This window comes from Pseudomonas marginalis, from assembly GCF_900105325.1.
In the GTDB taxonomy this organism is placed as follows: Bacteria; Pseudomonadota; Gammaproteobacteria; order Pseudomonadales; family Pseudomonadaceae; genus Aquipseudomonas; species Aquipseudomonas marginalis.
The window spans coordinates 57,162-83,626 of the sequence record NZ_FNSU01000001.1; the positions used below are offsets into that span (position 1 = coordinate 57,162).

At 59.0% G+C, this 26,465-nt stretch carries 31 protein-coding genes and 1 tRNA gene; 14 read left to right on the forward strand and 18 right to left on the reverse strand.

Features of this window, described 5'->3' with window-relative positions; translation table 11 throughout:
* The first annotated feature begins 19 nt into the window (after positions 1–19).
* Genes BLW22_RS00255 through sctU form a run of 9 tightly spaced genes read left to right on the forward strand, consistent with a single transcriptional unit; the run spans position 20 to position 6,986 of the window.
* Entirely contained in the window at positions 20–937 is a 918-nt protein-coding gene (locus tag BLW22_RS00255) for an FHA domain-containing protein (protein WP_074845109.1), read from the forward strand.
* Positions 934–2,292: a FliI/YscN family ATPase gene (locus BLW22_RS00260; RefSeq protein ID WP_027606908.1), complete on the forward strand. Its 1,359-nt coding sequence runs from the start codon at positions 934–936 to the stop codon at positions 2,290–2,292. Before BLW22_RS00255 ends, BLW22_RS00260 begins: the two co-directional genes overlap by 4 nt.
* Positions 2,279–2,707, forward strand: a complete 429-nt coding sequence (gene sctO / locus BLW22_RS00265) for a type III secretion system stalk subunit SctO (RefSeq protein WP_074843636.1) — start codon at positions 2,279–2,281, stop codon at positions 2,705–2,707. The genes BLW22_RS00260 and sctO overlap by 14 nt, the downstream gene beginning before the upstream one ends.
* Positions 2,704–3,165, forward strand: a complete 462-nt coding sequence (locus BLW22_RS00270; protein WP_065924017.1) for a type III secretion system HrpP C-terminal domain-containing protein — start codon at positions 2,704–2,706, stop codon at positions 3,163–3,165. Before sctO ends, BLW22_RS00270 begins: the two co-directional genes overlap by 4 nt.
* Positions 3,159–4,172, forward strand: coding sequence for a FliM/FliN family flagellar motor switch protein (locus tag BLW22_RS00275; RefSeq protein ID WP_065924018.1), 1,014 nt, complete (start codon positions 3,159–3,161; stop codon positions 4,170–4,172). Before BLW22_RS00270 ends, BLW22_RS00275 begins: the two co-directional genes overlap by 7 nt.
* Positions 4,169–4,822, forward strand: coding sequence for a type III secretion system export apparatus subunit SctR (gene sctR / locus BLW22_RS00280; RefSeq protein WP_065924019.1), 654 nt, complete (start codon positions 4,169–4,171; stop codon positions 4,820–4,822). Before BLW22_RS00275 ends, sctR begins: the two co-directional genes overlap by 4 nt.
* A gap of 7 nt (positions 4,823–4,829) precedes the next feature.
* Positions 4,830–5,093, forward strand: coding sequence for a type III secretion system export apparatus subunit SctS (gene sctS, locus BLW22_RS00285; RefSeq protein ID WP_027606903.1), 264 nt, complete (start codon positions 4,830–4,832; stop codon positions 5,091–5,093).
* Between the two features lie 10 nt (positions 5,094–5,103).
* Positions 5,104–5,892, forward strand: a complete 789-nt coding sequence (sctT, locus tag BLW22_RS00290) for a type III secretion system export apparatus subunit SctT (RefSeq protein WP_074843638.1) — start codon at positions 5,104–5,106, stop codon at positions 5,890–5,892.
* The gene (gene sctU / locus BLW22_RS00295) at positions 5,889–6,986 is read left to right on the forward strand and encodes a type III secretion system export apparatus subunit SctU (protein WP_074843639.1); all 1,098 of its coding nucleotides are present in this window, start codon (positions 5,889–5,891) and stop codon (positions 6,984–6,986) included. The genes sctT and sctU overlap by 4 nt, the downstream gene beginning before the upstream one ends.
* On the opposite strand, the gene BLW22_RS00300 is transcribed toward sctU, so the two are convergent.
* From BLW22_RS00300 to BLW22_RS00385, 18 genes are all read right to left on the reverse strand, one after another.
* Positions 6,987–7,337 carry a transcriptional regulator gene (locus BLW22_RS00300; RefSeq protein ID WP_074845112.1) on the reverse strand — a complete coding sequence of 117 codons (351 nt, stop codon included), beginning with the start codon at positions 7,335–7,337 and terminating at the stop codon, positions 6,987–6,989.
* An 11-nt stretch (positions 7,338–7,348) separates the two neighbouring features.
* Positions 7,349–7,552: an HrpT family type III secretion system protein gene (hrpT, locus tag BLW22_RS00305; RefSeq protein WP_065924022.1), complete on the reverse strand. Its 204-nt coding sequence runs from the start codon at positions 7,550–7,552 to the stop codon at positions 7,349–7,351.
* Entirely contained in the window at positions 7,549–9,672 is a 2,124-nt protein-coding gene (gene sctC / locus BLW22_RS00310; RefSeq protein WP_065924023.1) for a type III secretion system outer membrane ring subunit SctC, read from the reverse strand. The genes hrpT and sctC overlap by 4 nt, the downstream gene beginning before the upstream one ends.
* A gap of 14 nt (positions 9,673–9,686) precedes the next feature.
* On the reverse strand, positions 9,687–10,097 hold the full coding sequence (locus tag BLW22_RS00315) for a type III secretion protein (RefSeq protein WP_323145765.1): 411 nt from the start codon (positions 10,095–10,097) through the stop codon (positions 9,687–9,689).
* Complete coding sequence (locus tag BLW22_RS00320) at positions 10,081–10,299, reverse strand: hypothetical protein (RefSeq protein ID WP_065924025.1); 219 nt, start codon at positions 10,297–10,299, stop codon at positions 10,081–10,083. The genes BLW22_RS00315 and BLW22_RS00320 overlap by 17 nt, the downstream gene beginning before the upstream one ends.
* An 84-nt stretch (positions 10,300–10,383) precedes the next feature.
* Positions 10,384–10,977, reverse strand: coding sequence for a type III secretion system stator protein SctL (gene sctL / locus BLW22_RS00325; protein WP_065924026.1), 594 nt, complete (start codon positions 10,975–10,977; stop codon positions 10,384–10,386).
* 11 nt (positions 10,978–10,988) lie between these two features.
* A complete protein-coding gene (locus BLW22_RS00330; RefSeq protein WP_065948507.1) occupies positions 10,989–11,537 on the reverse strand; it encodes a type III secretion protein in 549 nt (182 codons plus the stop codon).
* A gap of 13 nt (positions 11,538–11,550) precedes the next feature.
* Complete coding sequence (gene sctJ, locus BLW22_RS00335) at positions 11,551–12,351, reverse strand: type III secretion system inner membrane ring lipoprotein SctJ (RefSeq protein WP_065924027.1); 801 nt, start codon at positions 12,349–12,351, stop codon at positions 11,551–11,553.
* 5 nt (positions 12,352–12,356) lie between these two features.
* Positions 12,357–12,725, reverse strand: coding sequence for an EscI/YscI/HrpB family type III secretion system inner rod protein (locus BLW22_RS00340; RefSeq protein ID WP_074843642.1), 369 nt, complete (start codon positions 12,723–12,725; stop codon positions 12,357–12,359).
* Between the two features lie 544 nt (positions 12,726–13,269).
* Positions 13,270–14,193 carry a sigma 54-interacting transcriptional regulator gene (locus BLW22_RS00345; RefSeq protein ID WP_065924028.1) on the reverse strand — a complete coding sequence of 308 codons (924 nt, stop codon included), beginning with the start codon at positions 14,191–14,193 and terminating at the stop codon, positions 13,270–13,272.
* 312 nt (positions 14,194–14,505) lie between these two features.
* Positions 14,506–15,606, reverse strand: a complete 1,101-nt coding sequence (gene ychF / locus BLW22_RS00350; protein ID WP_065924046.1) for a redox-regulated ATPase YchF — start codon at positions 15,604–15,606, stop codon at positions 14,506–14,508.
* 22 nt (positions 15,607–15,628) lie between these two features.
* Positions 15,629–16,213, reverse strand: coding sequence for an aminoacyl-tRNA hydrolase (gene pth / locus BLW22_RS00355; protein ID WP_010213318.1), 585 nt, complete (start codon positions 16,211–16,213; stop codon positions 15,629–15,631).
* A 167-nt stretch (positions 16,214–16,380) separates the two neighbouring features.
* Positions 16,381–16,980 carry a 50S ribosomal protein L25/general stress protein Ctc gene (locus BLW22_RS00360; protein WP_027606889.1) on the reverse strand — a complete coding sequence of 200 codons (600 nt, stop codon included), beginning with the start codon at positions 16,978–16,980 and terminating at the stop codon, positions 16,381–16,383.
* Between the two features lie 138 nt (positions 16,981–17,118).
* The gene (locus BLW22_RS00365) at positions 17,119–18,060 is read right to left on the reverse strand and encodes a ribose-phosphate pyrophosphokinase (protein WP_003171603.1); all 942 of its coding nucleotides are present in this window, start codon (positions 18,058–18,060) and stop codon (positions 17,119–17,121) included.
* A gap of 46 nt (positions 18,061–18,106) precedes the next feature.
* Positions 18,107–18,181: transfer RNA gene (locus BLW22_RS00370), tRNA-Gln, on the reverse strand.
* A gap of 37 nt (positions 18,182–18,218) precedes the next feature.
* On the reverse strand, positions 18,219–19,022 hold the full coding sequence (ispE, locus tag BLW22_RS00375; RefSeq protein WP_235865563.1) for a 4-(cytidine 5'-diphospho)-2-C-methyl-D-erythritol kinase: 804 nt from the start codon (positions 19,020–19,022) through the stop codon (positions 18,219–18,221).
* A 49-nt stretch (positions 19,023–19,071) separates the two neighbouring features.
* On the reverse strand, positions 19,072–19,689 hold the full coding sequence (gene lolB, locus BLW22_RS00380; protein WP_074843646.1) for a lipoprotein insertase outer membrane protein LolB: 618 nt from the start codon (positions 19,687–19,689) through the stop codon (positions 19,072–19,074).
* Positions 19,690–19,693: 4 nt separating this feature from the next.
* A complete protein-coding gene (locus BLW22_RS00385) occupies positions 19,694–21,418 on the reverse strand; it encodes a tetratricopeptide repeat protein (RefSeq protein ID WP_074843648.1) in 1,725 nt (574 codons plus the stop codon).
* A gap of 274 nt (positions 21,419–21,692) precedes the next feature.
* Between BLW22_RS00385 and hemA the strand changes: the two genes are divergently transcribed.
* Genes hemA through murI form a run of 5 tightly spaced genes read left to right on the forward strand, consistent with a single transcriptional unit; the run spans position 21,693 to position 26,425 of the window.
* Complete coding sequence (hemA, locus tag BLW22_RS00390; protein ID WP_053131843.1) at positions 21,693–22,979, forward strand: glutamyl-tRNA reductase; 1,287 nt, start codon at positions 21,693–21,695, stop codon at positions 22,977–22,979.
* Positions 22,976–24,058 carry a peptide chain release factor 1 gene (gene prfA / locus BLW22_RS00395; RefSeq protein ID WP_027606884.1) on the forward strand — a complete coding sequence of 361 codons (1,083 nt, stop codon included), beginning with the start codon at positions 22,976–22,978 and terminating at the stop codon, positions 24,056–24,058. The genes hemA and prfA overlap by 4 nt, the downstream gene beginning before the upstream one ends.
* Entirely contained in the window at positions 24,059–24,889 is an 831-nt protein-coding gene (prmC, locus tag BLW22_RS00400) for a peptide chain release factor N(5)-glutamine methyltransferase (RefSeq protein WP_074843650.1), read from the forward strand.
* The gene (locus BLW22_RS00405) at positions 24,883–25,638 is read left to right on the forward strand and encodes a molybdopterin-synthase adenylyltransferase MoeB (protein ID WP_074843652.1); all 756 of its coding nucleotides are present in this window, start codon (positions 24,883–24,885) and stop codon (positions 25,636–25,638) included. The genes prmC and BLW22_RS00405 overlap by 7 nt, the downstream gene beginning before the upstream one ends.
* Positions 25,631–26,425: a glutamate racemase gene (gene murI, locus BLW22_RS00410; protein WP_065924050.1), complete on the forward strand. Its 795-nt coding sequence runs from the start codon at positions 25,631–25,633 to the stop codon at positions 26,423–26,425. The genes BLW22_RS00405 and murI overlap by 8 nt, the downstream gene beginning before the upstream one ends.
* Positions 26,426–26,465: the final 40 nt, after the last annotated feature.

Consider the following 26,465-nt stretch of genomic DNA (forward strand, 5'->3'; position numbering starts at 1 on the left):
CAGCGTGGAGGTTGCGATGATGTTTGAGTTAAGGGTGCTTGATGGGCTGCGCCAGGGCGCTGCGTTGCCGTTATTTGGGGAGCGATGGAGTATTGGTGCGCACGCGGACGCTGACCTGATGTTGAACGATCCGGGAGTCGTCGAGCAGCATGCGTGCCTGCGGTTTATCGACGCCAACTGGTTGGTGCAGGCCGAAGCCGGACTGTTGCGAGACCCCGAAGGCCAGGTACTGGCGCAGATCGCCAAACTGGAACTGAACGTGCCGTTTACAGTGGGGGGGGTGCGGCTGTGCGTGACCTTGGCCGAGCAACCCTGGCCTCAACCCGCAGCCCCTGCGCCGGTAGTGCCGGTAGTGCCGGTAGTGCCGCTAGCGGCCAATGTGCCTGCGCAGGCGATGACGTTATCGTCAATTTCGCCCTCCCAGCAAAGGCGCCTGATCAGCCTGGTGCTGGTGGTGACGGTAATCATTGTGGCAGTGGGCATGGTTTCCACTGGGGAGCGTGAGGCGCAGGCTTCGCTGATGCCGCCCGCGGTGCAGAAACAGGAATTGGCTTCGTCTTTTGAAGTCCGTCAGCAGTTGTTGAAGATGCTCAGCGAGCGTGAGTTGAGTCAGCGGGTCACCTTGCAAGTGATCAATGACCAGGTGGCGCTCAACGGAGAAGTCTCACAGGACGAGGTGGAGCTGGTAGCGCGCATGCTCAGCCGTTTTGGCGAGCAATTCGACAGCTCGGTGCCGGTGATCAGCCGTGTGCGTGTGCGCGACGGCACACTGCCATTCAGGATTGTGCAAATCGTTGGCGGGCCGAATGGTCACGTGGTCCTGGAAGAAGGCAGCCGACTGTTTGTGGGCGACGAAGTGGAAGGGCTGCGGCTGGTGCTGATCGACAACGGCAAAGTGGTTTTTGATGGTGCGCAGCGTTACGAGGTGCGCTGGTGAGTGCGGAACTGCAAGCTCGTCTGGACGCCTGGCAACAGCGTCAGGCCCAGTCACTGAGCACCTTTGCACCGGTGACGATGCGTGGCCGAATCCAGCGCGTCAACGGCATGCTGCTGCAGTGCCGGCTACCCCAGGCGCGTATCGGCGACTTGTGCCAGGTGGAAAAAAGTCCGGGCGACTACATGCTCGCCGAGATCATCGGCTTCGATCAGCAGGACGCGGTGCTCAGCGCCTTGGGTAATTTGGAAGGCGTGCGGGTAGGCGCTGGAGTGGAGCGCCTTGGGGTATCGCATCGAGTCCAGGTCAGCGAGGCCCTGTTGGGCCAGGTGCTGGATGGTTTCGGCCGGCCGATTACAGGGCAGGGCGTGAGTGCGTTTGTCGAGGCCGACTTACCGGATACCAGTGCGGTGTTGTGTGAAGCGCCGTTGCCCACCGAACGGCCGAGGATTAACCGTGCGCTGGCCACCGGCGTGCGTTCGATCGATGGCCTGATGACGATTGGCGAGGGGCAGCGTGTAGGCCTGTTCGCCGGGGCCGGTTGTGGCAAGACCACCCTGCTGGCCGAGATCGCGCGTAACGTCGAGTGCGATGTCATCGTGTTCGGCCTGATCGGCGAGCGGGGGCGGGAGCTGCGTGAATTTCTCGACCATGAGCTCGATGACCAGCTGCGCGCCAAGGCGGTACTGGTGTGCGCCACCTCCGATCGCTCCAGCATGGAGCGCGCCCGCGCCGCGTTCACGGCCACGGCATTGGCCGAAGGTTTTCGGCGCAAGGGGCAGCGGGTATTGCTGCTGATTGACTCCTTGACCCGTTTCGCCCGGGCCCAGCGTGAGATCGGCCTGGCTGCCGGCGAACCCTTGGGGCGCGGAGGTTTGCCTCCTTCGGTATACAGCCTGCTGCCACGGCTGGTGGAGCGTGCCGGGTTGACGCGTGACGGTGTGATCACCGCGATCTATACGGTGCTGATTGAGCAGGACTCCATGAACGATCCGGTGGCCGACGAAGTTCGCTCGCTGCTTGATGGGCATATCGTGCTGTCCCGCAAGCTTGCCGAGCGTGGGCACTACCCGGCGGTGGATGTGTTGGCAAGCCTTTCACGGATCTTGAGCAACGTCGCGGAGCCGGAGGACATCCAGGCGGGTACGGCATTGCGACGGTTGTTGTCGGCGTACCAACAGATCGAGCTGATGCTCAAGCTGGGAGAGTATCAACCCGGCAGCGATGCCCTGACCGATCTGGCGGTGGACAGCCGTCAGGCGGTCGACGGGTTCCTGCGCCAGGACTTGCGTGTGCCTACGCCGATGGTGGCGACGCTGGAGCAACTTAAGGATCTGACCGCCCATGTCCCATTCTGATGTGCTTCTCGGTGAAGTGGAGACGTTGCGGCGCCTGCGCAGGCACAGGGCTGACCGCGCTGAGCGCGCCCTGCGTGAGGCCAGGCGCGCCCAGCAGGCCCTGCTCGCACATATCCAGCAGGCTAAGGATGCGCTTGAGCAGACTCGGCAGGAGGAGGCCCGGCAAAGTGCTGAATTGCTCAGTCAGCATCAGGGTCAGGTGTTGAGCCTCAAGGCCTTGAAATCCTGGGGCGCGCAGGAGCGCTCCCTATCTGCCAGTACTCAGCGGGAGATAGGCCAGTTGGAGGCATTGCGGGGCCAGCAGGGGGAAAGCGAAAGTCGGATTGGCAGCGCCCAGAAACACGTCACGGAGTGCCTGCGGCAGGTGGAAAAACTTCAGGAGTTATCCCTCTTACTGGCTCGGGAGCCGACATGACCCAGGTTTCAAATAAACCCACTGAGCGTCCGCGCCAGCGCGAGCCGCGGGAGGAGCGTGAGCCGGGGGCCACGACAGCCGTGTCCATGGAACTCGGGCGATTATTCACTCAATTTTTTACTGGAGACGATGGCGGCGCTGGTGCGGGGACTGCCTTATCGGGCAAACAGGCGTCCGCCGGTATAGCCCTGATCGAGGCGCTTGCCGAGCAACTGGCGCCTCGTGTGCAGGCTGCGTCGCAGTGGCCGTTGCAGGCGGTGCTGTACTTGCCTCGCCTGGGGCGGATCAACGCCAGCGTGCGCCGCGAGCAGGGCGCCTGGACGATTGAGCTGGAGGCAGAGCAGGACGCTACGGCGCGCTGGCTTTGCGGTGTACGCCAACAGTGCGAGGGTCGATTCGCGGGAGCGCTGGGGCTGCCGGTGAACTTGCTGATGCCCAGCGTCGGTTGCGCATGCTGATGCCGGCGCTGACCTTTCCCTTGATTAATAGCGATACGGTTGCCGCGCGCCGTCGATTGGGGCGCGGCCTGCGCCTGCCGTTCACGGTGGCCGGGCAGGCCGGCGAGTTGCTGATTGAGCCCGGGCGTGCCCCAGCTGGCGGCAAGGCTTTGTGCTTTGAGACGGTGTGTGGCGTGCTGGCGCTTGTAGAAGCAGGGCCGTTGCTCAGTCTGCTGGGTGAGTGCCCGGTGACCCTGTCCCAGGTTGGCAACGATCCGGACTCCTGGTTCTGGGCCTTGTACCAGTACCACATGAGTCCCCAGGTGCGGGCGCTGCTGGGTTATGTGCGCTTGCTGGAAACGGATCGACCCAAGGGGTTTGGCTGCCGGCTCAGTGTGACCCAGGGGGCGTCCCGGGTTGAAGGCTACCTATGGTTGACCCCCCAAAGTTTCCTGGCCTTGTGTGAGGCAGGGCCTTGGCGCGCCACTGCGGCAGCTTTGCCGGCGCCGTTTCAACTGGCAATCGCCGTGACCCTGGGCCGCGTGCAGTTACCGATTGCGCAGGTGCGCAGCCTGCGTACCGGTGATGTGCTGGTGCTCGGCCCGTATTTTTTTTCCGCCCAAGGCAGCGGCTACGTGCAGGTTGGGAGGCAACGTTTGCATGGCCGCATTGACGATGACACCGGGCCGTTGTGCCTGACGCTTACTTCTATCGAGGACTCGTCTGTGGACGAAAATTTTGCAGCGCCCCATTACTCGGAGCATGAGGATGATGAACCGGTCGTGGATGTATTTGGCCACGAACCATTCGATGAGTTGAGCATGGCGCTGAATGTGCGTTGTGGAACGCTGAACCTTACCTTGGGCGAACTGCGTAACCTCGCGCCCGGTTCGGTGTTGGGCATTAGCGGTTACGCTCCCGGCATGGCCGGCCTGTATTACGGCGATCGGCCGATTGGCCAGGGGCAGTTGGTGGAAGTCGATGGGCGCCTGGGGTTGCAGTTGTCTCGCGTGATGTTCGGCCGATGAGTTTGCAGGGGATAGACCCCCTCATTCTGGCGGTATTCCTGGGGGCATTATCGCTGATGCCCATGCTGCTGATCGTCTGCACATCGTTCTTGAAGATCGTCATCGTGCTGATGATCACCCGCAACGCCATCGGTGTGCAGCAGGTACCGCCCAGCATGGCCATCAATGGCATCGCGTTGGCGGCCACGCTGTTCATCATGGCACCAGTGGGTTATGAGATCGCCGAGAGCGTCAAGGCATCGCCCCTGGACATGAGTAACGTGCAAACGTTTCTGCAGACGGGCAATGAGGCCATCACACCGTTACGCGCATTCATGCTGCGCAATGTGGACCCGGATATATTGACGCACCTGCTGGAAAACACCACGCGCCTCTGGCCTCCACAAATGGCGCAGGAGGTGCAACGCGAAGATCTGATCCTGGTGATTCCGGCTTTCGTGTTGTCCCAGCTGCAGGCAGGGTTCGAGATCGGCTTCTTGATCTATATCCCCTTCATCGTGATCGACCTGATTGTTTCCAACCTGCTGCTGGCGCTGGGCATGCAGATGGTCTCGCCGATGACCATTTCCCTGCCGCTCAAATTGCTGTTGTTCGTGTTGGTGTCGGGTTGGTCACGGTTGCTCGACAGCTTGTTCCTTTCCTATCTCTGAGTGGCGTATGGACCCGATTGTGCTGTTCAAGCAGGGCATGTTGCTGGTGGTGGTGCTGTCGGCACCGCCATTGATTGTAGCGGTGGTGGTGGGGGTGCTGGTGTCTCTGGTGCAAGCATTGATGCAGATACAGGACCAGACGCTGCCTTTTGGCATCAAGCTGGTGGCGGTAGGGGTTACGTTGATCCTGACGGGGCGCTGGATTGGCGTGGAGTTGATCCAACTGATCAACTTGACCTTCGAAATGATTGGCCGTTCGGCCCGGAACTGAGGCCTCACCCGTGTTGGCTTATCTTGATTTCCTTCCCAGTCTGATTATCGGCATGGCGCGAATCTACCCGTGCGGAATACTCGTGGCGGCGTTCTGTTTCCAGCATATACGCGGCATGCTCCGGCACATCCTTGTAATGGTCATGGCGCTGATGCCCGCGCCGGGTATTCATGCTGCGTTGACGGAGCATGATTACTCAGCGTTTGTGCTCGCTGCATTGGCGCTCAAGGAGTTGGCGCTGGGGGTGCTGCTGGGGATGTTGCTTGCGATGCCGTTCTGGCTGTTCGAGTCGGTGGGGGCTTTGCTCGATAACCAGCGCGGAGCCCTGGCCGGTGGTCAGCTCAATCCTTCACTGGGGCCGGATGCGACGCCGATAGGGCATTTGTTCAAGCAATTGGCGATTTTTCTATTGATGGTCACCCTGGGGTTAGGCGCGTTGACTCAGGTGATCTGGGACAGTTACCTGATTTGGCCACCCACCGTATGGTTCCCACTCCCGGCGCCTGATGGCATGAGCGTATTTGTCAGCCTGCTGGGCGACACGTTCACCCATATGATGCTCTACGCTGCTCCCTTTATCGCGGTGCTGCTGTTGCTGGAGTTCGGCATCGCACTGCTGGGGGTCTACAGTCAGCAGCTACAGGTGAGTACGCTGGCGCCACCGGTCAAGTGCCTGGCGGGGATCGGTATTCTGCTGTTGTATTTTGCGCTGCTGCAGGACTTGATCGTGGGGAGTATGAGCCAGCTGAGTGACCTGAAGCACTCGCTGGGCCTTTTATTCAAGGCTCCGATGCCATGAGTGACTCGGGGGAAAAAAAGCACCCGGCGTCAGCCAAGAAGCTGCGTGACCAGCGCCAGAAAGGCCAGGTCGCTCAAAGTCAGGATGTGGCCAAGTTGATGGTGCTGGCGGCCATCAGCGAGATCGCCTTGTTCACCGCCGATACCAGCTTGCAACGTTTCCAGCAATTGATGGTGTTGCCGATCTCACGCCTGGACCAGCCCTTTGTACGGGCGTTGGAAGAAGTGCTGATTGAAGGCCTGGTGGTGTTCTTCTCATTCGGCCTGCTGATGGCCGGTGTGGCGATTGCTATGAAGCTGATCGCCAGTTGGATGCAGTTCGGATTGCTGTTTGCACCCGAGGCTCTGAAGCTCGATTTCAATCGCCTCAACCCGATCAGCCAATTTAAACAATTCTTTTCTGCCCAGTCGCTGATGAATCTGTTGATGAGCATCGCCAAGGCGTTTCTTTTGGGGCTGATCGTATTCCTGGTGGTCTGGCCCTCTCTTGGGACGTTGATCAACCTGGCCAACAGCGATCTGCAAAGTTACCTCCTGGCATTGATCGCCCTGTTCCGCTATCTGCTGCATGCCTGTCTTGCATTGTTACTGGTACTGGCGGTTATCGATTTCACCTTGCAGAAGCACTTCTTCGCCAAGCGCATGCGCATGACCCAGGTCGAGGTCGTCAAAGAGTACAAGGATATGGAAGGCGACCCGCATGTGAAGGGCCAGCGCCGTGCGCTGGCGCAGCAATTGGCCCAGGAGGAACCGAAGGTCAAGCTGCCAAAGCTGGAGGAAGCCGACATGCTGGTGGTCAACCCGACCCACTTTGCTGTCGCCCTGTATTACCGCCCGGGCAAGACGCCGCTTCCGCTGCTGGTCAGCAAAGGTACGGATGCCGTCGCCCGCCAGTTGATTGCGCAGGCGAAGGCCGCCGAGGTGCCGGTCATCCAATGCGTATGGCTGGCGCGCTTGCTCTATACCAAAGTGTTGGGAGCAAGCATTCCCCGCGAATCCTTGCAGGCTGTGGCACTGATCTATCGCACCTTGCGTGAGCTTGATGATGAAGCCAAGCGCGAAACGCTGGAATTGCCTGAGTTGGAACGTCGCTGATCAGCAGGTGGAGCGTGTGTCCAGGGCTTGGAGATTGGCCAGGGAAAGCACCCGGCTGAGGATTCCGTCGAGCGCATCGTTTGCAGCCGGCAGCGCGTGCCAGATTACCAAGGCATCCTGCGCGTCCAGGTAGATAAAACAACCATCGAACACCACGGCAAGCTCAAAGCGCCGCTCCAATACCTGCTGCAACTGCCCTGCCTGTAATGCTGAACGAGCGACATGCAAGGCCATGCCCGGGCGTTTGCCGGCGTGCAGTGCACATGCTTTGATACCGGGAGCGAGCATCAGGTGAGCGGCAGCGCCACTCACCAGATTGTCCAGAAATACCTGGCGTTGATTGTCGGGCATTTCCTGGCGGCTCATCGTTCCAGCGAGATAGTCTGGTAATCCGCACGTTCCCCGGCGGGACCAGGCTCGGCACGCATCTGCGGTGGCCACCAGATCACCATCTTGTCCTTGCTCGATTGTGGGCGTGAGCAGGAGTCGCCCTTGCAGGTGGGCGTGCAGCCGGCGACAAGCAGTGCCGTTGCGATCAGGGTGACGCACAATAAGCGGTGTTTCATGGCGTGGCCTTCTGAGCAGGAGTAATCAAGGAGGGGCGGGGCACGCTGAGGTGTTCGTCCTTCACCACCGGGCGCATGGCGATAAACACCTCGGCTTCTTCACCCGGCTTGAGCCAGGCGCGCGGCCACACGCTGACGGCCAGGGTCTGCGAGTTGCTGCATTCCTTTTCGTCGATACGCACGTGGCGTTTGACCTGGTTGCGCAGGACCACTACCGCCACGTTGTAGTCCGGTCCCGCATACCATTGGCTGCGTTCGGTGTTCAGCGCGAGCAAGTCGCGGGTGCTGCACAAACTGTCCAGCCCCAGGGGCATTGGTGCCGCCTTGAAGGCCTTGGGCACTTTCCCGCTGACCATGTGCGCCAGGGTACTGATGATGTCGCTGCGCTTGATTACCGGCTGGTGAGGGCTGTAGCGCCGCGCCAACGGTGCGAGGGCTGCCTGCAATTCGACCTGGTCGGCCTGGGGCAGGTAGCGCGACGGATCGGCCTGGTCACCGATGACGCGCGGGGTGAGGATGAACAGGCGTTCACGTCGATTGTTCTGCCGTTCTGTCGAGGAAAACAGCGCCTTGCCCAGTAGCGGGATATCACCCAATAGGGGGACTTTGTTGCGCTTGTCGCTGCTTTCGGTGACGTGGAAACCACCGACCACCAGTGAGCGTTTTTCCGCCATGACGGCCTGGGTGCTGACCTTGCCTCGGCGTACATCGAGGTTGCCGGGAGTGGGGTTGGTTTCGTTGAAATTGCCATCTTCGATATCCACCGCCAAATGGATCTGGTGGCTGCCACGGCTGGTGATGACACGGGGGACCACCTGGAAGCTGGTGCCCACGGTGACCGGTAAAATGGTTGCATTCTCCCGGCCGGGGGTCAGGTACTGGGTGCGGTTGAAGTCGATGACCGCCGGTTGGTTTTCCAAGGTGAGCACCGAGGGGTTGGAGACCATGCTTGCCAGCCCCTTGGCTTCCAGCGCGCGTATATCTGCGTAGAAGCGCTCACGGTTCTCAATCGACACCTGCGAAGAGGTGCCCGGTGCCATATTGACGCCGCCACGGAATCGGCTGTTCTGAAACCCCCAGTTCACCCCGAACTCTCGCAATTGCGTGCGCTCGATATCGAGAATGATCGCGTCGATTTCCACCAGTTTGCGCGCGACATCGAGTTGAGTGATCAACTCTCGATACATGCCCTGCCGCTCAGGCAGGTCATAGATCAGCACAGCGTTATTGCGTACATCGGCTTCGACGCGAACCCTGCTGGGTGAGACCGGGGCTCGCGAGGTGAGTGTCGGGAGCGGATCCAACGGCCCGGTGTTGACGTTTGTACCCAGCATCTGCCCCAGTAAGGGGTTGCTCAATCGGGGAATGTTCGGTACGAGCGGCGCAGGCTGTGACGGGGAGGGTTGGTTCAGACTGTTGAGGGTCGAATTGGAACGCGGCTCCAGCAATCCACGCAGAATGCTGGCCACCCCCGGAATAGTGAGCTTCTCGCCGCGGTAATCCACTTGACGATCCGTCGCATTGGCGAATTTAAGCGGGAAACTCAGCACGCTCTGCTTTTCATCCGGAGAGCGGCGCTGGGTACTGAACTGTTTGATCTGCTCGATATAGCGTCGAGGGCCCGAAACCAGTACCACGCCGTCTTCGGGCAACTCGCCCCAACCGAAACGGCTATCGAGCAGGCCAATATCGGTGAGCGCTTGCTTAAGGTCGGCAATGGTCTCGGAAGAAACCTCCAGGCGCGCCGAGTCTTGCTGGTCCAGCGTGCTGATATAGAGGGTGTTGTTGTACAGGTACCACTGGAAACGGTGTTCTACCCCCAGACGGTCGAGCATCGACTGCGGGGTATTAGCGCGAATCTTGCCATTTACGTTGCCTTCCAGCAGGCCCTCGACATGTAGTTGTGTCCCAAAGGTCTGGGCGAAATCCTCCAGCACTTCCCGGAGGGGCTTATGTTCAGCTTCATAAGCGTAGGCGGTGTTTTTCCACTCGGGGGGGATGGCCGCCAGTGTGTTCCCTGCTGGGATCAGCAGCCAGGAAAGCAGGATAGCGTTACGCCAGGGAAATCCCTTGGGCGAAGCACGGCGTAAGCGACTGTGCTCGTGGTTCTTGTTATGCATTGCCGGTTCTCTGGTTAGTACGACAGTGAGCGTAGTGAGGTGGGTTTGAGGTTTTGGGGGTGGCGAGCAAGGCGCGCGACTGTGGCGCGCCAGGTGTCGCGTTGGTTCAGCAGGGCTTCAAGGTAGCCGAGTACGTATGCCTCTCCCTGCCCACCTGGCAGTTTCTGGATCAGCCACAGCTCACCGCTGTCCGCTTTTTGAGCCAGTGCGCCATGGAAGTGATTCAGGCTGGCAGCGCCCAGGCGCATCCAGCGCTGCAAGGTGGCGGTGTCTGGGCGAGTCAAGGTCAGTTGAACACTCAGCACCAAAGCGTCTCCCTGACGATTCAGCATGATTTCGTCATCGCCCTCAAACAAACGGAGTTGTTCTTTGCCGCTGATTAACCAATCACGGACTAACGCTTGCATATTATTGGAAACTTTCAAAAGTGCTTTTGAGCAACATATGCGAAACACGCGTATGTTCCAGATATGCCATCTGGGACAGGGTGCTCTTTACTGCAAGCTCATAAAATAACTTTGCATCAGCCTGCTCTTGAGATGTGAGGGTATGGAGCTTTTTATAAAGTCTATGGGCATTTTTGGCGTTTTTAGAAAGCTCCTCTGGAAGGTTGTTGAAAATACTCATTAGTTACCCTCTTTATTATGTGGAGGTGCATGGATTAATAAGGTTTTGTCAAGGCTCGTTGTCGGCGATGCATAGCGGATGCAATTAAATGTCTATCCGGTAGTCTCTCCCATGATTGAAAAAGGCATCGAGCATTGAATTCCAGCTGATACGGAAATCACCCTCGTCGGTTTTCAATACAAGTGTCTGAGCAGGGATTGTTTCGTCGTGGTGAAGCTTCCAGAGCGTGGCTTTGTGATGGGCGAGATACTGTTTTACCTCCTCAAAGTCCTGGGGGTGACAGAGAAGCGCCGCGTCGATCTCCTGAATCTGGTCCGCCAGCAATTGCTTCAGCAGGGCTGACAGCCGCTGAGGGGCTACCGTTTCGCCAAGCAGGCGTCTAATTGCTTGGTTGGTGATCGATGTTGCGTACTCCTCCAGGTTGTCACACATCGCTTGACGGTCACGTTCCCAGCGTTTGAATTGGGCGTCTGCGCGTTGCCAGACATCCAGGGACGCCTTTTCCAGCAGAAGTTCGCACTGTCTCTCTGTCTGGTTTATCAGTTCATCGGCCTGTGCCTTGGCGTGGCTGATGAGCTGGTTGGCGTGCTCCCAGTTTGCAAGTTCCTCCCGGGGAATCAGGCAACGTGACAATCCCGCAGCATCCTTGGGCAATTCAACGGTGTATCGACATAACATCTCTGTTTTCCTTACGCGTTCGAGTCAAGGGACAGAGGGGCGTTCGCCGATGTCGTCACGCGCCAGACTACGGCTTGCCAGAGCGTGTTCAGTCGGCTGCTTGAGTTTTCGAGTGAGATATTACTTTTCTCAACCGCACATACGCGGTTACGGGGGAACCGCAATCGAAGGCGCTGCCACGTATCGGGTTCTATCCAGCTGGAAAGCAATTGCAGCGGATCAGCATCCGGCGACAGCATGGTAGGGGGCAACGCCTTGGACAAACGCATGCACCACAGATGCTGACTTTCGCTCAACGGCGGTGCGGCCTCGGGATTGAACGTGCCGTGAACCAGTGTCAGCGCCAGGTTGAGTTGCTCCGTTGATGCGAGGGCCAGGCGAAGTACGGTGGGGTGGGGGGCCGGAGGCAAGCACGCGGCAATGCTTGTGAGACCATCCGGGGCGGAACGTCTGCTGTGATAAAGCACGCTAATTGAAGTGTACTTGTCACCTCTCCAGTCCTCGTGAGCGTGCTCCCAGGGAAACGCCCACCATTCAGCCCAGGCCAGGCGTTCACTCATTGAATGATCGAATCTAGGCGTCATGAGCTGGGCCAATTGGTTCCTGCGCTACTTGCGGCCCTCGCAGAAGAGGCTGACGTCGATTGAGCAGGAACAGTGTACCGGCCACGGATGACAACACGCCGAGAAGTGCCGCGATAACGCTGCCTCGCCAAAAACCGAGATCATCGCTGGGCACCAGGAACGGGCCGAAATACACCAGCCGTTGCTGCTCCTGATAAGTGGCAGCAGGCACAAAGATCACGCTGAGTTTCTGCAGGTTATCCACGGCTGTGGTCATGCCTGGAATGCTGCTCGCTACCATCCTGCGAACGCGTGCGCGGATATTATCGGGGTCCAGGCGTGGGTCATGCTTAATGAAGACTGATGCGGATGCGGGCTGGACCGGTTCCCCTGGCGCGATGCGTTCCGGCAATACCACGTGTACCCGGGCAATAATCACCCCGTCAATGTTGGACAAGGTGGCTTCTAGCTCTTGGGACAAGGCATAAATGTAGCGTGCCCGTTCTTCCAGTGGGGTAGAAATAACCCCTTCCTTGCGAAAGGTATCGCCCAGCGTCGTCCGCGCCATTCTAGGTAGCCCTGCGGCTTCCAATGTACGTACGGCGCGTCCAATATCGGTGGCGTTGACCGCCACGACGACACCGTCTTTGGCCGGGATTTTTTGGGCGCGAATATGTTTATCTGCCAATTCCGCGACCACCTCATTGGCTTCTTGCTCAGAAAGTTGCCGATGAAGTTCAACGCGGTCGCTGCAACCGTTTAACGTGCATACAAGAATAAAAAGCAGGGCGGCGGGCAGGGATTTAATCATGTTCACTATTGCATGTTACAGATTTTGTCGATGCATTGGCTTGTCTTGCCAAGGCTCTTTACTAACAGTTGGGTAGTGAGCGCCACATTAGAGAGTTCGCGCGGGTACTCTCTGAATTTTTCAGAGTCCATGCCTTTACTTGATGATTTCAGCGCCCGCGCGAGGCGGTTTTTTTTATTTTCGATATAACTTGAATGCTCCGCCAGCATGGCTAATACAGCAGGGGGGGCGACGGCAGGCGTGCTGGCTTTCGAGCCTTCGAGCATTGACGCGAAGAAACTTACATCCGTGCTGGATATTGAGTTTTTCTGTGTAACATCAGTGCCTCCGCGACGCGTATTCAGCGTTGAAAAATCAAATGCTTCTATCTGCATATAGGGCCTGCGGTATGGGGGCTGAAGCAGGTTGGTGATAATGGCGGATGCCGCATTTGCGATTTAAGCTCATATGACACCTCCCCGGCTAATGAGCCAGGGAGGTGGTCCTGTTACGAGCGGATTTCTTTAGCTGCGGCGTACAAGCCAGTGATCATCTTTGCCTTCAAGCTCTCTTGGAAAGTCGCCTCTGCGACGGCGGCTGCGCGATCAGACGCGGAACCTGCACCACCTCCACCACCAGCTACCCCATCGGCACCACCGAACATCGAGGCGTTGTTGTATGCGTTTGAACCGTACGAATTACTACCGGATATACCAGCCATAATAAGACTCCGAGTTTGATGTTTTGAACGTTGATTCACTTGTCGTGAGTCAAGCTTCGTGGATGTCTGGAACTTTTTGTAACTTGAACCAGGCTGTGAGTAGGTGGTTCATGGGGCTAAACCGTTCCAAACAGGTTTGTGGCTATTTGTTTCTATATATGTGGTTTTTGAGTTGGAAGGATGGAGTTTTACTGAGTATTTAATAGTTCCCTTTGTCCTCAGGACAGTGGGATGTCCAATTTCTTCATCCTGTAGTACAGCGTGCGTTTTGCCATACCCAATTCAATCGCCACGGTATCCACGCAATACAGGTGGCGGTGCAGCGACTCTTCAATCAAGGCTTTTTCAATGTGCTGCAGGCGTGTCTTAAGGTTCACCTGGGCATCCTGCAGCTCGCTCACTGAGGTTGAAAACGGTGGCAGGCCCAGCACGAACCTTTTGGCCGTGGAGCGTAACTCCCGAACATTACCCTGCCAGGTATGGCACAGCAGTTGTTGCAGCAGCCCGTCGGAGGGCGGCGGGGCAGTGCGTTTGAACCGGTGGGCTTCCTGCTGAATCATCTCCAGGAACAACGGGATGATGTGCTCTCGCCGATCACGCAAGGCTGGAAGCTGGATGTTGACGACATTCAGACGGAAGTACAGGTCGCGCCTGAAGGTTCCGAGTTCGACCATCTGGTGGAGCGATTGTTGGGCAGACGCGATCACACGCATGTCCACCGGGATGAAGCGGGTTGAGCCCAGGCGCTCCACCCCCCGCGACTCCAGCGCGCGCAGCAGTTTGGCTTGCAGGTTCAACGGCATGCTATCGATCTCATCGAGGTACAGGGTGCCGAGATGGGCTGCCTCGATAAAACCGGCACGGGACTGGATGGCGCCGGTATAGGCACCGCTGTTGACGCCGAACAATTGGCTTTCGGCGAGGCTATCAGGAATAGCCGCACAATTGACCGCGACAAAATTGCCCCGCCGGGTCGATAGGCGGTGAACCCGCTGCGCCAGGGTATCTTTGCCAGTGCCGGTTTCTCCCAGCAACAGTATGTCTATGTTGAGGGGGGCCGTGCTGCTCAGTGTGTTTTCAATATCCGTGTCTTCGAAGAGTGAAGTATCTTTTTCATTTTCTCCAAGGGTGGAGACCGACATCGAAGAGTTCTCCATTATCGCTCGACTTCAGTGTTGAGAGGACAGTCTATGCTCGTCAATCAGGAATGAGGGTATAGAACTTATACTGGGATATTGACGTAAGTGTGGGCCGGAATAATGTAGGAAAACCCCGGCATTATTGAGGTTAAATTGTGCAACTGCCTGGCTGCATTAAAGGCGGAGGGGGGTAAGTAGGGGAAGTCTGGTAGTGAAGTGTGAACGATGCTTGTCCTATGTTAGGAAGTTTCACCTACAAAAAAGCCGATGCAGTGCATCGGCTTTTTTATTTGTCGTAGACTTCGCAGGTAGCGTTTACACGTTAAAGCGGAAGTGCATCACATCGCCATCTTTAACAATGTATTCCTTACCTTCCAAACGCCATTTACCCGCTTCCTTGGCACCGGCCTCACCCTTGAACTGGATAAAGTCGTTGTAGGCGATCACTTCCGCGCGGATAAAGCCTTTTTCAAAGTCGGTGTGGATCACACCGGCAGCCTGTGGCGCAGTGGCGCCGACTTTTACGGTCCAGGCGCGGACTTCTTCGACACCGGCGGTGAAGTAGGTCTGCAGGTTGAGCATTTCGTAGCCGGCGCGGATCACGCGGTTCAGGCCAGGTTCTTCCAGGCCCAGGGCCTCAAGGAACATGTCTTTTTCTTCGCCGTCATCCAGCTCGGCGATTTCCGCTTCAATCTTGTTGCACACCGGCACCACGATGGCGCCTTCTTCGTCGGCGATGGCCTTGACCACGTCGAGCAGAGGGTTGTTCTCGAAGCCGTCTTCAGCGACGTTGGCGATGTACATCACTGGCTTGGTGGTCAGCAGGTGGAAACCCTTGACCACGGCCTTCTCGTCAGCGCCCATGGTCTTCATCAGGCTGCGTGCCGGCTTGCCCAGGGTGAAGTGCGCGATCAACTGTTCCAGCAGGCCTTTCTGGACCACTGCGTCCTTGTCGCCGCCTTTGGCGTTGCGTGCGACTTTCTGCAGTTGCTTCTCGCAGCTGTCGAGGTCGGCGAAGATCAGTTCCAGGTCGATGATCTCGATGTCGCGTTTCGGGTCGACGCTGTTGGAGACGTGAATCACGTTCTCGTCTTCAAAGCAGCGGACCACGTGGGCGATGGCATCGGTTTCACGGATGTTGGCCAGGAACTTGTTGCCCAGGCCTTCACCTTTCGACGCGCCGGCTACCAGGCCTGCGATGTCGACGAACTCCATGGTGGTCGGCAGGATGCGCTTGGGATTGACGATGGCCGCCAGTGCTTCCAGGCGCGGATCGGGCATCGGCACGATGCCGCTGTTGGGTTCGATGGTGCAGAAGGGGAAGTTCTCCGCCGCAATACCGGACTTGGTCAAAGCGTTGAACAAGGTGGATTTGCCGACGTTGGGCAGGCCGACGATGCCGCAATTGAATCCCATGGTGTTTCCCCTCGGAAAAAAGTCAGGCCTTCTGGCTGTGCAGGTTTTTCATCGCGCGGTTCCATTCACCGGCGAAGATATCCGGCAGCACGCCGAGGGCAAAGTCGATGCTGGCATCGAGTTTTTCCTGTTCGGCGCGTGGCGCACGACCCAGGACGAAATTTGAAACCATACTGGCGACGCCTGGGTGGCCAATGCCGAGCCGCAGGCGGTAAAAATTATTCTGATTGCCCAACTGCGCGATGATGTCGCGCAGGCCATTGTGCCCGCCGTGCCCGCCGCCGAGCTTGAGCTTGGCAACGCCGGGTGGCAGGTCCAGTTCGTCATGGGCCACCAGGATTTCTTCGGGTTTGATCCTGAAGAAGCCCGCAAGCGCCGCTACAGCCTGGCCGCTGCGGTTCATGTAGGTGGTGGGAATCAACAGACGAACATCCTGACCCTGATGCGAGAAGCGTCCGGTCAGGCCAAAATATTTGCGATCGGCCACCAGGTTTACACCTTGGGCGTGGGCGATGCGCTCAACAAAAAGGGCCCCTGCGTTATGCCGGGTCTGTTCGTATTCGGCGCCTGGATTTCCCAGGCCAACGATCAGTTTAATGGCAGTCACGACAGGGGCCCTTCCTTTGGAGTTGTGGATAACATCGCTACACCCGCGTGCGGCGAAAGTGGACGACAAGAGATCATTTACTCAAGAGTAAACGCCGCGTTATCGCCCGCTTTCTCGCTACGTTTCGGTCCGCGATGTTTCCTCAAGCTCCGGCAATACAGAGTGAATTACTCTGCAGCGCCTTCTTCAGCTTCTGGAGCAACGCGTGGAGCGTGTACGTTTGCAACAGCTTTGTCATCACCGTGAGCCAGTGCGACAAACTCAACGCCTTTAGGAGCCTTGAGGTCGGACAGGTGGATGATTGCGCCGATTTCCAGAGCCGACAGGTCGACTTCGATGAACTCAGGCAGATCTTTCGGCAGGCAAGTCACTTCGATTTCGTTCAGGACGTGAGAGATCTCGCCGCCTTTCTTGACCGGAGCTTCTTCACCAACAAAGTGCACAGGCACGATAGCGGTCAGTTTCTGGCCGGCTACTACGCGTACGAAGTCAGCGTGCAGAACGTGACCCTTGGATGGGTGACGTTGCAGGGCTTTGATGATGACGTTTTGCTTTTTGCCGCCAACGTTCAGTTCGATAACGTGGCTGTAGGCCGCATCGTTTTCGAGCAGTTTGGCAACTTCTTTAGCCAGCATGCTGATGGATTCAGGGGCTTTGTCGCCACCGTAAACTACAGCTGGAACCAGGCTTGCGAGACGACGCAGGCGGCGGCTCGCACCTTTCCCCAGGTCGGAACGCACTTCAGCATTCAGAGTAAAATCGTTCATGTTGTATCTCCAAAATAACCACATTCGCCCCAGCGTTTGCGACCAGCGCTAAAGGCGATATGGGCAAAAAAGCCCCGCCCCAACAGTATGCTGGGGCGGGGCGCTTTTCGTCAGTGAGGTGTTCCGAAGGTTTGACCCTTAGCGGAACATCGCGCTGATCGATTCTTCGTTGCTGATGCGGCGAACCGCTTCGGCAACTACCGGTGCAATATCCAGTTGACGGATACGCGCACAGGCTTGAGCGGCGGCGGACAACGGGATGGTGTTGGTCACCACCAATTCGTCCAGCACAGAGTTCTCGATGTTCTCGATCGCTCGGCCCGACAGCACAGGGTGTGTGCAGTAGGCGAAGACTTTAGCTGCACCGTGCTCTTTCAAGGCTTTGGCCGCGTGGCACAGGGTGCCGGCGGTGTCGACCATGTCATCAACCAGAATACAGGTACGCCCTTCGACATCACCGATGATATGCATCACTTCAGAGTGATTGGCTTTCTCACGGCGCTTGTCGATGATCCCGAGGTCCACGCCCAGGGATTTGGCAACAGCTCGTGCACGCACGACGCCACCAATGTCCGGGGACACGATCATCAGGTTTTCAAAGCGCTGGTCTTCGATGTCATCCACCAAGACGGGGGAGCCGTAGATGTTATCTACCGGAATATCGAAGAACCCCTGGATTTGGTCAGCGTGCAGGTCAACCGTGAGCACACGGTCGATACCTACCACGGTCAGCATGTCAGCAACGACTTTCGCGCTGATAGCCACACGTGCGGAACGCGGACGGCGATCCTGGCGGGCATAACCAAAGTAAGGGATTACAGCTGTGATTCGAGTCGCTGAGGAGCGGCGGAAGGCATCAGCCATCACGACGAGTTCCATCAGGTTATCGTTGGTCGGAGCGCAGGTCGGCTGGATAATGAAGACGTCTTTACCGCGGACGTTTTCATTGATCTCGGCTGTAATTTCGCCGTCGGAGAATTTACCGACAGAGATGTCACCGAGAGGGATATGCAGCTGACGTACGACACGTCGAGCCAGATCGGGGTTGGCGTTCCCCGTAAAGACCATCATCTTGGACACGCGCAGTACCTAGAGGCTGAGGGTAACCTGGATGAGTATTAGAAAATGGCAGGGGCGGCTGGATTCGAACCAACGCATGGCAGGATCAAAACCTGCTGCCTTACCGCTTGGCGACGCCCCTGTATCTGTTGCAACGAGTACCCAGTACTCGATTCCTTTTAGAGCAGACTTTGCAGCTTGCGATGCAACATCGAAACGTTGCTTCCTTTTGCTACAAACCCTGTAAGGGTCTCTGTAAGAAGGGCCGAGACTTTATCAGCTTCAGCTTTGCTTGGGAAGCCCCCAAACACACAACTTCCAGTTCCGGTTAATTTTGCTTCGGTAAATTTACCTAACAAATTCAAAGCGTTACGTACCTCTGGATAACTCCTTGCTACAACCGGTAAGCAGTCATTTCGACTGTTTCCCTTGGGAACGGGGCGCACTTTAATGGGAGGAGAGTTACGTGTCAACAGCGGATCTGAAAAAATTTCTGCTGTACTTACAGATACTTGCGGGACAAGCACGACATACCACGGCTCTTCGGGGTATTCCGGGGTGAGTTTTTCCCCCACGCCCTCAGCAAAAGCGGCGTGTCCACGCACGAAAACCGGGACGTCGGCGCCCAGCGTGAGGCCCAGCGCAGCCAGGCGATCATGGTCCCAGCCCAGTTGCCACAAATGGTTCAGACCCAGCAGTGTGGTCGCTGCATTCGAGCTGCCACCACCGATTCCGCCACCCATGGGCAGAATTTTATCGATCCATATATCGATGCCCTGGGAACAGCCGGACTGCTCCTGGAGTTTTTTCGCGGCCCTCACGATCAGGTTGCTGTCGTGGGGCACACCTTCGAATTCAGTGTGCAGCTGGATCACGCCATCGTCGCGCAGGGCGAAGGTGAGCTCATCGCCGTAGTCGAGAAATTGAAACAGTGTCTGCAGCTCGTGGTAGCCGTCTTCACGGCGACCGAGAATGTGCAGCATCAGATTGAGTTTGGCAGGAGAGGGCAGGGTCAGTTTTTGTACGGCCACGTTATTGCCCCAGCTTGCGCGGTTGCCAGTCCTTGATCACCAGCGTGACGTCAAGGTCGGTGCCATGCAGCTTGATGCGCTCTGGCAGCCAATAACCGCCCTGTTCCACGTAGCTGAGGTACTCGAGCTGCCAGCCATCCTGTTCCAGGGTGGCCAGGCGGCTGTCACCGTTGAGGCTCAGGCGGCTCTTGCTGTCCGGCGCGGGCAAGCCGCGGACCCACCACACCAGGTGCGAGACAGGCAGTTTCCAGCCAATCTGCTCTTCCAGCAGCGCTTCGGGCGAGGTGGCCTCGTAGCGACCCTGGTTGGCGACTTCGAGGCTGACTTGTCCCGGGCGGCCGGTCAGGCGCGCGGCGCCGCGCCCCAGGGGGCCGGACAAGCGAATGTCGTAGTAATCCTGGCGTTGCAGCCAGAACAAGGTGCCGCTGCCGGAATCTTTCGGTGCGCGCACCCCGACTTTGCCTTCGATCTGCCAGCCGTCGATACTGCCGAGCTGATCCTTGTGCTGCTTCCATTGCGCCGGGTTGCCCTGGCCCTCAACGGATTCGCGGGCACCGAAGCCCGCGCAACCGGCGAGCAGGGCGATGAAGCTGAAAACGATAACGTGGCGCAAGAACATAAGCTTAAAGGGTCTCGGATCCGGTCAGGCGCTTGATGGTACCGCGCAGGATGGGGCTTTCTGGTTGTTCCTTGAGGAATTTTTCCCAGATCTGGCGGGCTTCGCGCTGCTTGCCATTGGCCCACAGCACCTCGCCCAGGTGTGCAGCGACTTCCTGGTCGGGGAAGCGCTCCAGGGCCTGGCGCAGCAAGCGTTCGGCTTCGTCGAGGTTACCCAGGCGATAGTTCACCCAGCCCAGGCTGTCGAGTACGGCCGGGTCTTCCGGGTTGAGCTTGTGCGCCTGTTCGATCAACGCCTTGGCTTCGTCGTAGCGCGTGGTGCGGTCGGACAAGGTGTAGCCCAGGGCATTCAGGGCCATGGCGTTGTCCGGGTCGCGCTTGATGATCAGGCGCAGGTCTTTTTCCATCTGCGCCAGGTCATTGCGTTTTTCCGCCTGCATGGCGCGGGTGTACAGCAGGTTCAAATCGTCGGGGAATTGCAACAAGGCCTGTTGCAGCACCTTCCAGGCGCGCTCGCCCTGATTATTGGCTGACAAGGTCTCGGCCTGGATCAGGTAAAGCTGGATCCCGTAGTCCGGTTCGGCATCCCGTGCAGCGGCCAGGCGTTTTTCTGCCTCATCGGTACGCCCGTTGCTCATCAGGATGTCGGCCTGGCGCAGTTGGGCCGGCAGGTAGTCGTTGCCTGGGCCGACCTGTGCGTATTCGAGCAGGGCGGCCTGCGGGTCGCTGCGCTCTTCAGCGATGCGACCCAGGTTCAGGTGCGCCGAGTCGACATGGCTTTCGCGCTCGATCAGCTCTTCCAGGTAACCCTTGGCCTCGTCCCAGGCCTTGGCTTCCAGGCACACCAGCGCCAGGGAGTAACGCAGTTCATCGTCATCGGGGTATTGCTGGAGCAGGTTGGCGAACTGCACTTTGGCGTCCTCCATGCGGTCCTGCTCCACCAGGGTGCGTGCGTAAGTCAGGCGCAGGCGCTTGTCGTCCGGGTATTTCTTGATGCTTTTTTCCAGCAGTGGAATCGCTTCCTTGCCGCGGTTGAGGTTCTGAAGCAGGCGCGCGCGCAGCAGAATCGGCGCGATCTCGCCGTCTTCCGGCGGGTTCTGTTCCAGCAGCTTCAGTGCGGCTTCGGCTTCATCATCCTGTTGCAGCAGCAGGGCCTTGCCGAATATCAGTTGGCTGTTCTTCGGGTGTTTTTGCAGCAGGCGGTCGAAACTCTTCATCAGGCCATTGCGGGTGTCCTGGTCGGTGTCGGCAGCCGACAGCGCAAGGAAGTCGAAATGGGTGTCGCCCTTGCCTTGCAGGACTTTCTCCATATAGACCATGGAGTCGTCATAGCGCCCGGCCCGCGCCAATTGAATGGCGGCTGCCCGCTGGGCTTCCAGATCGTCCGGCGCGTTCTTTGCCCAGATCAGCGAAGTATCCAGCGCGGCCTGATCGGCCCCGAGGTACTCGGCAATGCGGAACGCCCGCTCGGAAATTCCCGGATCCTGGGTGTTGATGGCCTGGGTCACGTAGTTATCCAGCGCAATATCGAAGCGATTGCGCTGGCCGGCCAGTTCCGCACTGAGCAGGCTGAACACCGTTTCTTCACTGAACGAGGAATAAACCTTGGGCTTTTCAGGGGCGGGTGTGCTGTCTTCCACCGGCGGTGTACCGTCCGGCGACACGGGGGCCATGGCCTGGCAGCCGCTGAGGAAGACAAAAGCAAGGAGCAACGCGGAAGATCTATTCATATAGGAAGAGGACGACTAACCTGCGGTCGGATCATCATGACACAAGCCTTCGGCCAAACATAACCGTGTAGGAGCGAGCTTGCTCGCGAAAAGCCTGAGGACAACGCGTTTTCTCAGGAGGCCGCGTCATGGTTCACGACCATCGAGAGCAGGCTTGCGCCTACAGATGGCCTTTTTATAGGCATAAGCTACTAGGACAATAGACGACGGTGGTTGTTCTGAATCTTTCGAAGTAGGACAATTGTCGGCTTCCCGACATCATCAGCGATATTGAATGGCCTTCCTCGCACTCGGTATTAACCACAAGACTGCTTCCGTAGACGTGCGCGAGCGCGTGGCGTTTACGCCAGAGCAGTTGGTTGAGGCCTTGCAGCAGCTCTGCCGTCTCACCGACAGCCGCGAAGCTGCGATCCTTTCGACCTGCAATCGCAGTGAGCTTTATATAGAGCAGGAACATCTTTCAGCGGATGTGGTACTGCGCTGGCTGGCCGATTATCACCATTTGAGCCTCGAAGACCTGCGCGCGAGCGCCTATGTGCACGAAGACGATGCGGCAGTTCGTCACATGATGCGCGTGGCATCCGGCCTCGATTCGCTGGTGTTGGGCGAGCCGCAGATCCTGGGCCAGATGAAATCCGCCTACGCCGTGGCGCGCGAGGCCGGCACCGTCGGTCCGCTGCTGGGCCGTCTGTTCCAGGCCACCTTCAATTCCGCCAAGCAGGTGCGCACCGACACCGCCATCGGTGAAAACCCGGTGTCCGTGGCGTTTGCCGCCGTCAGCCTGGCCAAGCAGATTTTCAGCGACCTGCAGCGCAGCCAGGCGCTGTTGATCGGCGCCGGCGAGACCATCACCCTGGTTGCCCGCCACCTGCATGACCTGGGCGTAAAGCGCATCGTGGTCGCCAACCGTACCCTGGAGCGCGCCAGCATCCTCGCCGAACAGTTCGGCGCCCATGCGGTGCTGCTGTCGGACATCCCCGCCGAACTGGTGCGCAGCGATATCGTCATTAGCTCCACCGCCAGCCAACTGCCGATCCTCGGCAAGGGCGCGGTGGAAAGCGCGCTGAAACTGCGCAAGCACAAGCCGATCTTCATGGTCGACATTGCCGTTCCCCGGGATATCGAGCCCGAAGTCGGCGAGTTGGACGACGTTTACCTCTACAGCGTCGACGATCTCCATGAAGTGGTCGCCGAAAACCTCAAGAGTCGCCAGGGCGCTGCCCAGGCGGCTGAAGAGATGGTCAGCGTCGGCGCCGAAGAGTTCATGGTGCGCCTGCGTGAGCTGGCGGCGGTGGATGTGCTCAAGGCGTATCGTCAGCAGGGCGAACGCCTGCGTGATGAAGAGTTGATCAAGGCCCAGCGCCTGCTCGCCAACGGCAGCAGCGCCGAGGAGGTGCTGATGCAACTGGCCCGCGGCCTGACCAACAAGTTGCTGCATGCGCCCAGCGTACAATTGAAAAAACTGACTGCCGAAGGCCGCCTCGATGCGCTGGCCATGGCCCAGGAACTCTTTGCCCTCGGTGAGGGCGCGCCCAGCTCTTCGGATAAAAAATCGCAATGAAAGCGTCACTGCTCAATAAACTGGACGTGCTCCAGGACCGTTTCGAAGAACTGACCGCCTTGCTCGGCGACGGCGAAGTCATTTCCGATCAAACCAAGTTCCGCGCCTATTCCAAGGAATACGCCGAAGTTGAGCCCATTGTGGCCACGTACAAAAATCTCACCAAAGTGCAGGCCGACCTCGAAGGCGCCCAGGCGCTGCTCAAGGACAGCGACCCGGACATGCGTGAAATGGCCGTGGAAGAAGTCCGCGAGGCCAAGGAAAAGTTGGCCGAGCTGGAAGGTGACCTGCAGCGCATGCTGCTGCCCAAGGACCCCAACGACGGGCGCAATGTGTTCCTTGAAATCCGTGCCGGCACCGGCGGTGATGAAGCGGCGATTTTCTCCGGCGACCTGTTCCGCATGTATTCACGTTATGCCGAGCGTCGCGGTTGGCGGGTCGAGATCCTGTCCGAGAACGAAGGTGAGCATGGCGGCTATAAAGAAGTCATCGCGCGGGTCGAAGGCGACAACGTCTATGGCAAGCTGAAGTTCGAGTCCGGTGCCCACCGTGTGCAGCGGGTTCCCGCGACGGAATCCCAAGGTCGCATCCACACCTCGGCCTGCACGGTGGCCGTGTTGCCCGAGCCGGACGAGCAGGAAGCCATCGAGATCAACCCGGCCGACCTGCGGGTCGACACCTACCGCTCGTCGGGCGCCGGTGGCCAGCACGTCAACAAGACGGACTCGGCGATTCGTATCACTCACTTGCCGTCGGGCATCGTGGTGGAGTGCCAGGAAGAACGTTCCCAGCACAAGAACCGTGCACGGGCCATGTCCTGGCTCTCGGCCAAGCTCAATGACCAGCAGACCAGCGCCGCCGCCAACGCGATTGCCAGCGAGCGCAAATTGCTGGTGGGCTCGGGCGACCGCTCCGAGCGCATCCGTACCTACAACTTTGCCCAGGGCCGGGTCACCGACCACCGGGTCAACCTCACCCTTTACTCCCTGGACGAGATTCTCGCGGGTGGCGTGGATGCGGTGATCGAGCCATTGCTCGCCGAATACCAGGCCGATCAGCTGGCGGCGATAGGTGAATAAATGACCATTATCGCCAGCCTGTTGCGCGCCGCCGACCTGCCCGACTCGCCCACGGCGCGCCTGGATGCCGAGTTATTGCTGGCGGCGGCCTTGGGCAAGTCCCGCAGCTACCTGCACACCTGGCCGGAAAAAATCGTCAGCAGCGAACACGCCCTGGCTTTTGCTGGCTACCTGCAACGCCGCCGCGCCGGTGAGCCGGTGGCCTATATCCTCGGCCAGCAAGGTTTCTGGAAGCTGGACCTGGAGGTTGCACCCCACACGCTGATCCCGCGTCCGGACACCGAGCTGCTGGTGGAAGCGGCCCTGGAATTGTTACCGGCCACACCGGTCAAGGTCCTCGATCTCGGTACTGGCAGCGGCGCCATCGCCCTGGCCCTGGCCAGCGAGCGTCCGGCCTGGCACGTCACGGCCGTCGACCGCGTGCTGGAAGCCGTGGCGCTGGCTGAACGCAATCGCCAGCGCCTGCACCTCCATAACGCCACGGTGCTCAACAGCCATTGGTTCGGCGCCCTGGCAGGCCACGCCTACGACCTGATCATCAGCAACCCGCCCTACATCGCCGCCAACGATCCGCACCTGGTGGCGGGCGATGTGCGTTTCGAGCCGGCCAGCGCCCTGGTGGCGGGCCATGATGGCCTGGACGACCTGCGGTTGATCATCGCCCAGGCCCCGGCCCACCTGAACGTCGCGGGTTGGCTGCTGCTGGAGCACGGTTACGACCAGGCTGGCGCGGTGCGCGACCTGTTGCTGAGCCAAGGCTTCGAGCAGGTGCACAGCCGCATCGACCTTGGCGGTCACGAACGCATCTCCCTGGGACGCTGGCCGTGCTGACCGATCAGGAGCTGTTGCGCTACAGCCGACAGATTCTGTTGCAGCATGTCGACATCGACGGCCAATTGCGCCTGAAAAACGGCCGTGCGTTGATCGTCGGCCTCGGTGGCCTGGGTGCCCCGGTGGCGATGTACCTGGCTGCCGCGGGTGTCGGTGAATTGCACCTGGCGGATTTCGACACCGTCGACCTCACCAACCTGCAACGCCAGATCATCCATGACACCGACAGCGTCGGGCAGGCCAAGGTCAATTCGGCCATGCGCCGCCTGAGCGCCCTCAACCCCGAAATCACATTGGTCGCCCACCCCATCGCGCTGGATGCCGATACCTTGGCGGCGGCGGTGGGGGGTGTGGACGTAGTGCTCGATTGCAGCGACAACTTCTCCACCCGCGAGGCCGTCAATGCCGCCTGCGTGGCGGCGTCCAGGCCATTGATCAGCGGCGCGGCGATTCGGCTTGAAGGGCAACTGTCGGTGTTCGATCCACGTCGTGCCGAAAGCCCGTGCTATCACTGTTTATACGGGCACGGCAGCGACACTGAACTGACCTGCAGCGAAGCGGGTGTGGTCGGCCCACTGGTGGGCCTGGTCGGTAGCCTGCAAGCCCTGGAGGCCCTGAAACTGCTGGCGGGTTTCGGCGAGCCGTTGGTGGGACGCTTGCTGCTGATCGATGCGTTGACCACACGTTTTCGCGAATTGCGGGTCAAGCGTGATCCCGCTTGCAGTGTCTGCGGGACGCAACATGGGTAAGGACGCGCCAATCGGTGTGTTCGATTCCGGTGTCGGCGGCTTGTCGGTGCTGGACGAGATTCAGCAATTGCTGCCCCATGAGTCCCTGTTGTACGTGGCCGATTGCGGACATATCCCCTACGGCGAGAAAACCCCCGCGTTCATTCTTGAGCGCTCCCGGTCTGTCGCCGGGTTTTTCCGCGAGCAGGGCGCCAAGGCTTTTGTGATTGCCTGCAACACCGCAACCGTGGCGGCCGTCGCGGATTTGCGCCAGGACTACCCCGATTGGCCCCTGGTGGGCATGGAGCCCGCGGTCAAACCCGCCGCGGCGGCCACGCGCAGTGGCGTGGTCGGGGTGCTCGCCACTACCGGCACCCTGCAAAGCGCCAAATTCGCCGCGTTGCTCGATCGGTTTGCCACCGATGTGCGGGTGATCACCCAGCCGTGTCCGGGCCTGGTGGAGCTGATTGAAACCGGTGATCTGGACAGCCCGGCCCTGCGTCAGTTGTTGCAGGGCTATATCGACCCGCTGCTCAGCGCCGGCTGCGACACCATCATCCTCGGCTGTACCCACTATCCCTTCCTCAAGCCGCTTCTGGCGCAGATGCTGCCTGCCAGCATCATCCTCATCGACACCGGCGCTGCCGTCGCACGTCAGCTCAAGCGTTTGCTGGGCGAACGCGACCTGCTGGCCCTCGGCGATCCTGAGCCTGCACAGTTCTGGACGAGTGGCGATGTGTATCACCTAAGAAATATCCTACCGACACTATGGAAACATTCTGCAGTTGTGCGAAGCTTCGGGTCGTGAAAATTTCGTGAAATGTCGCTGAACTTCTGAGTGTGCGTCG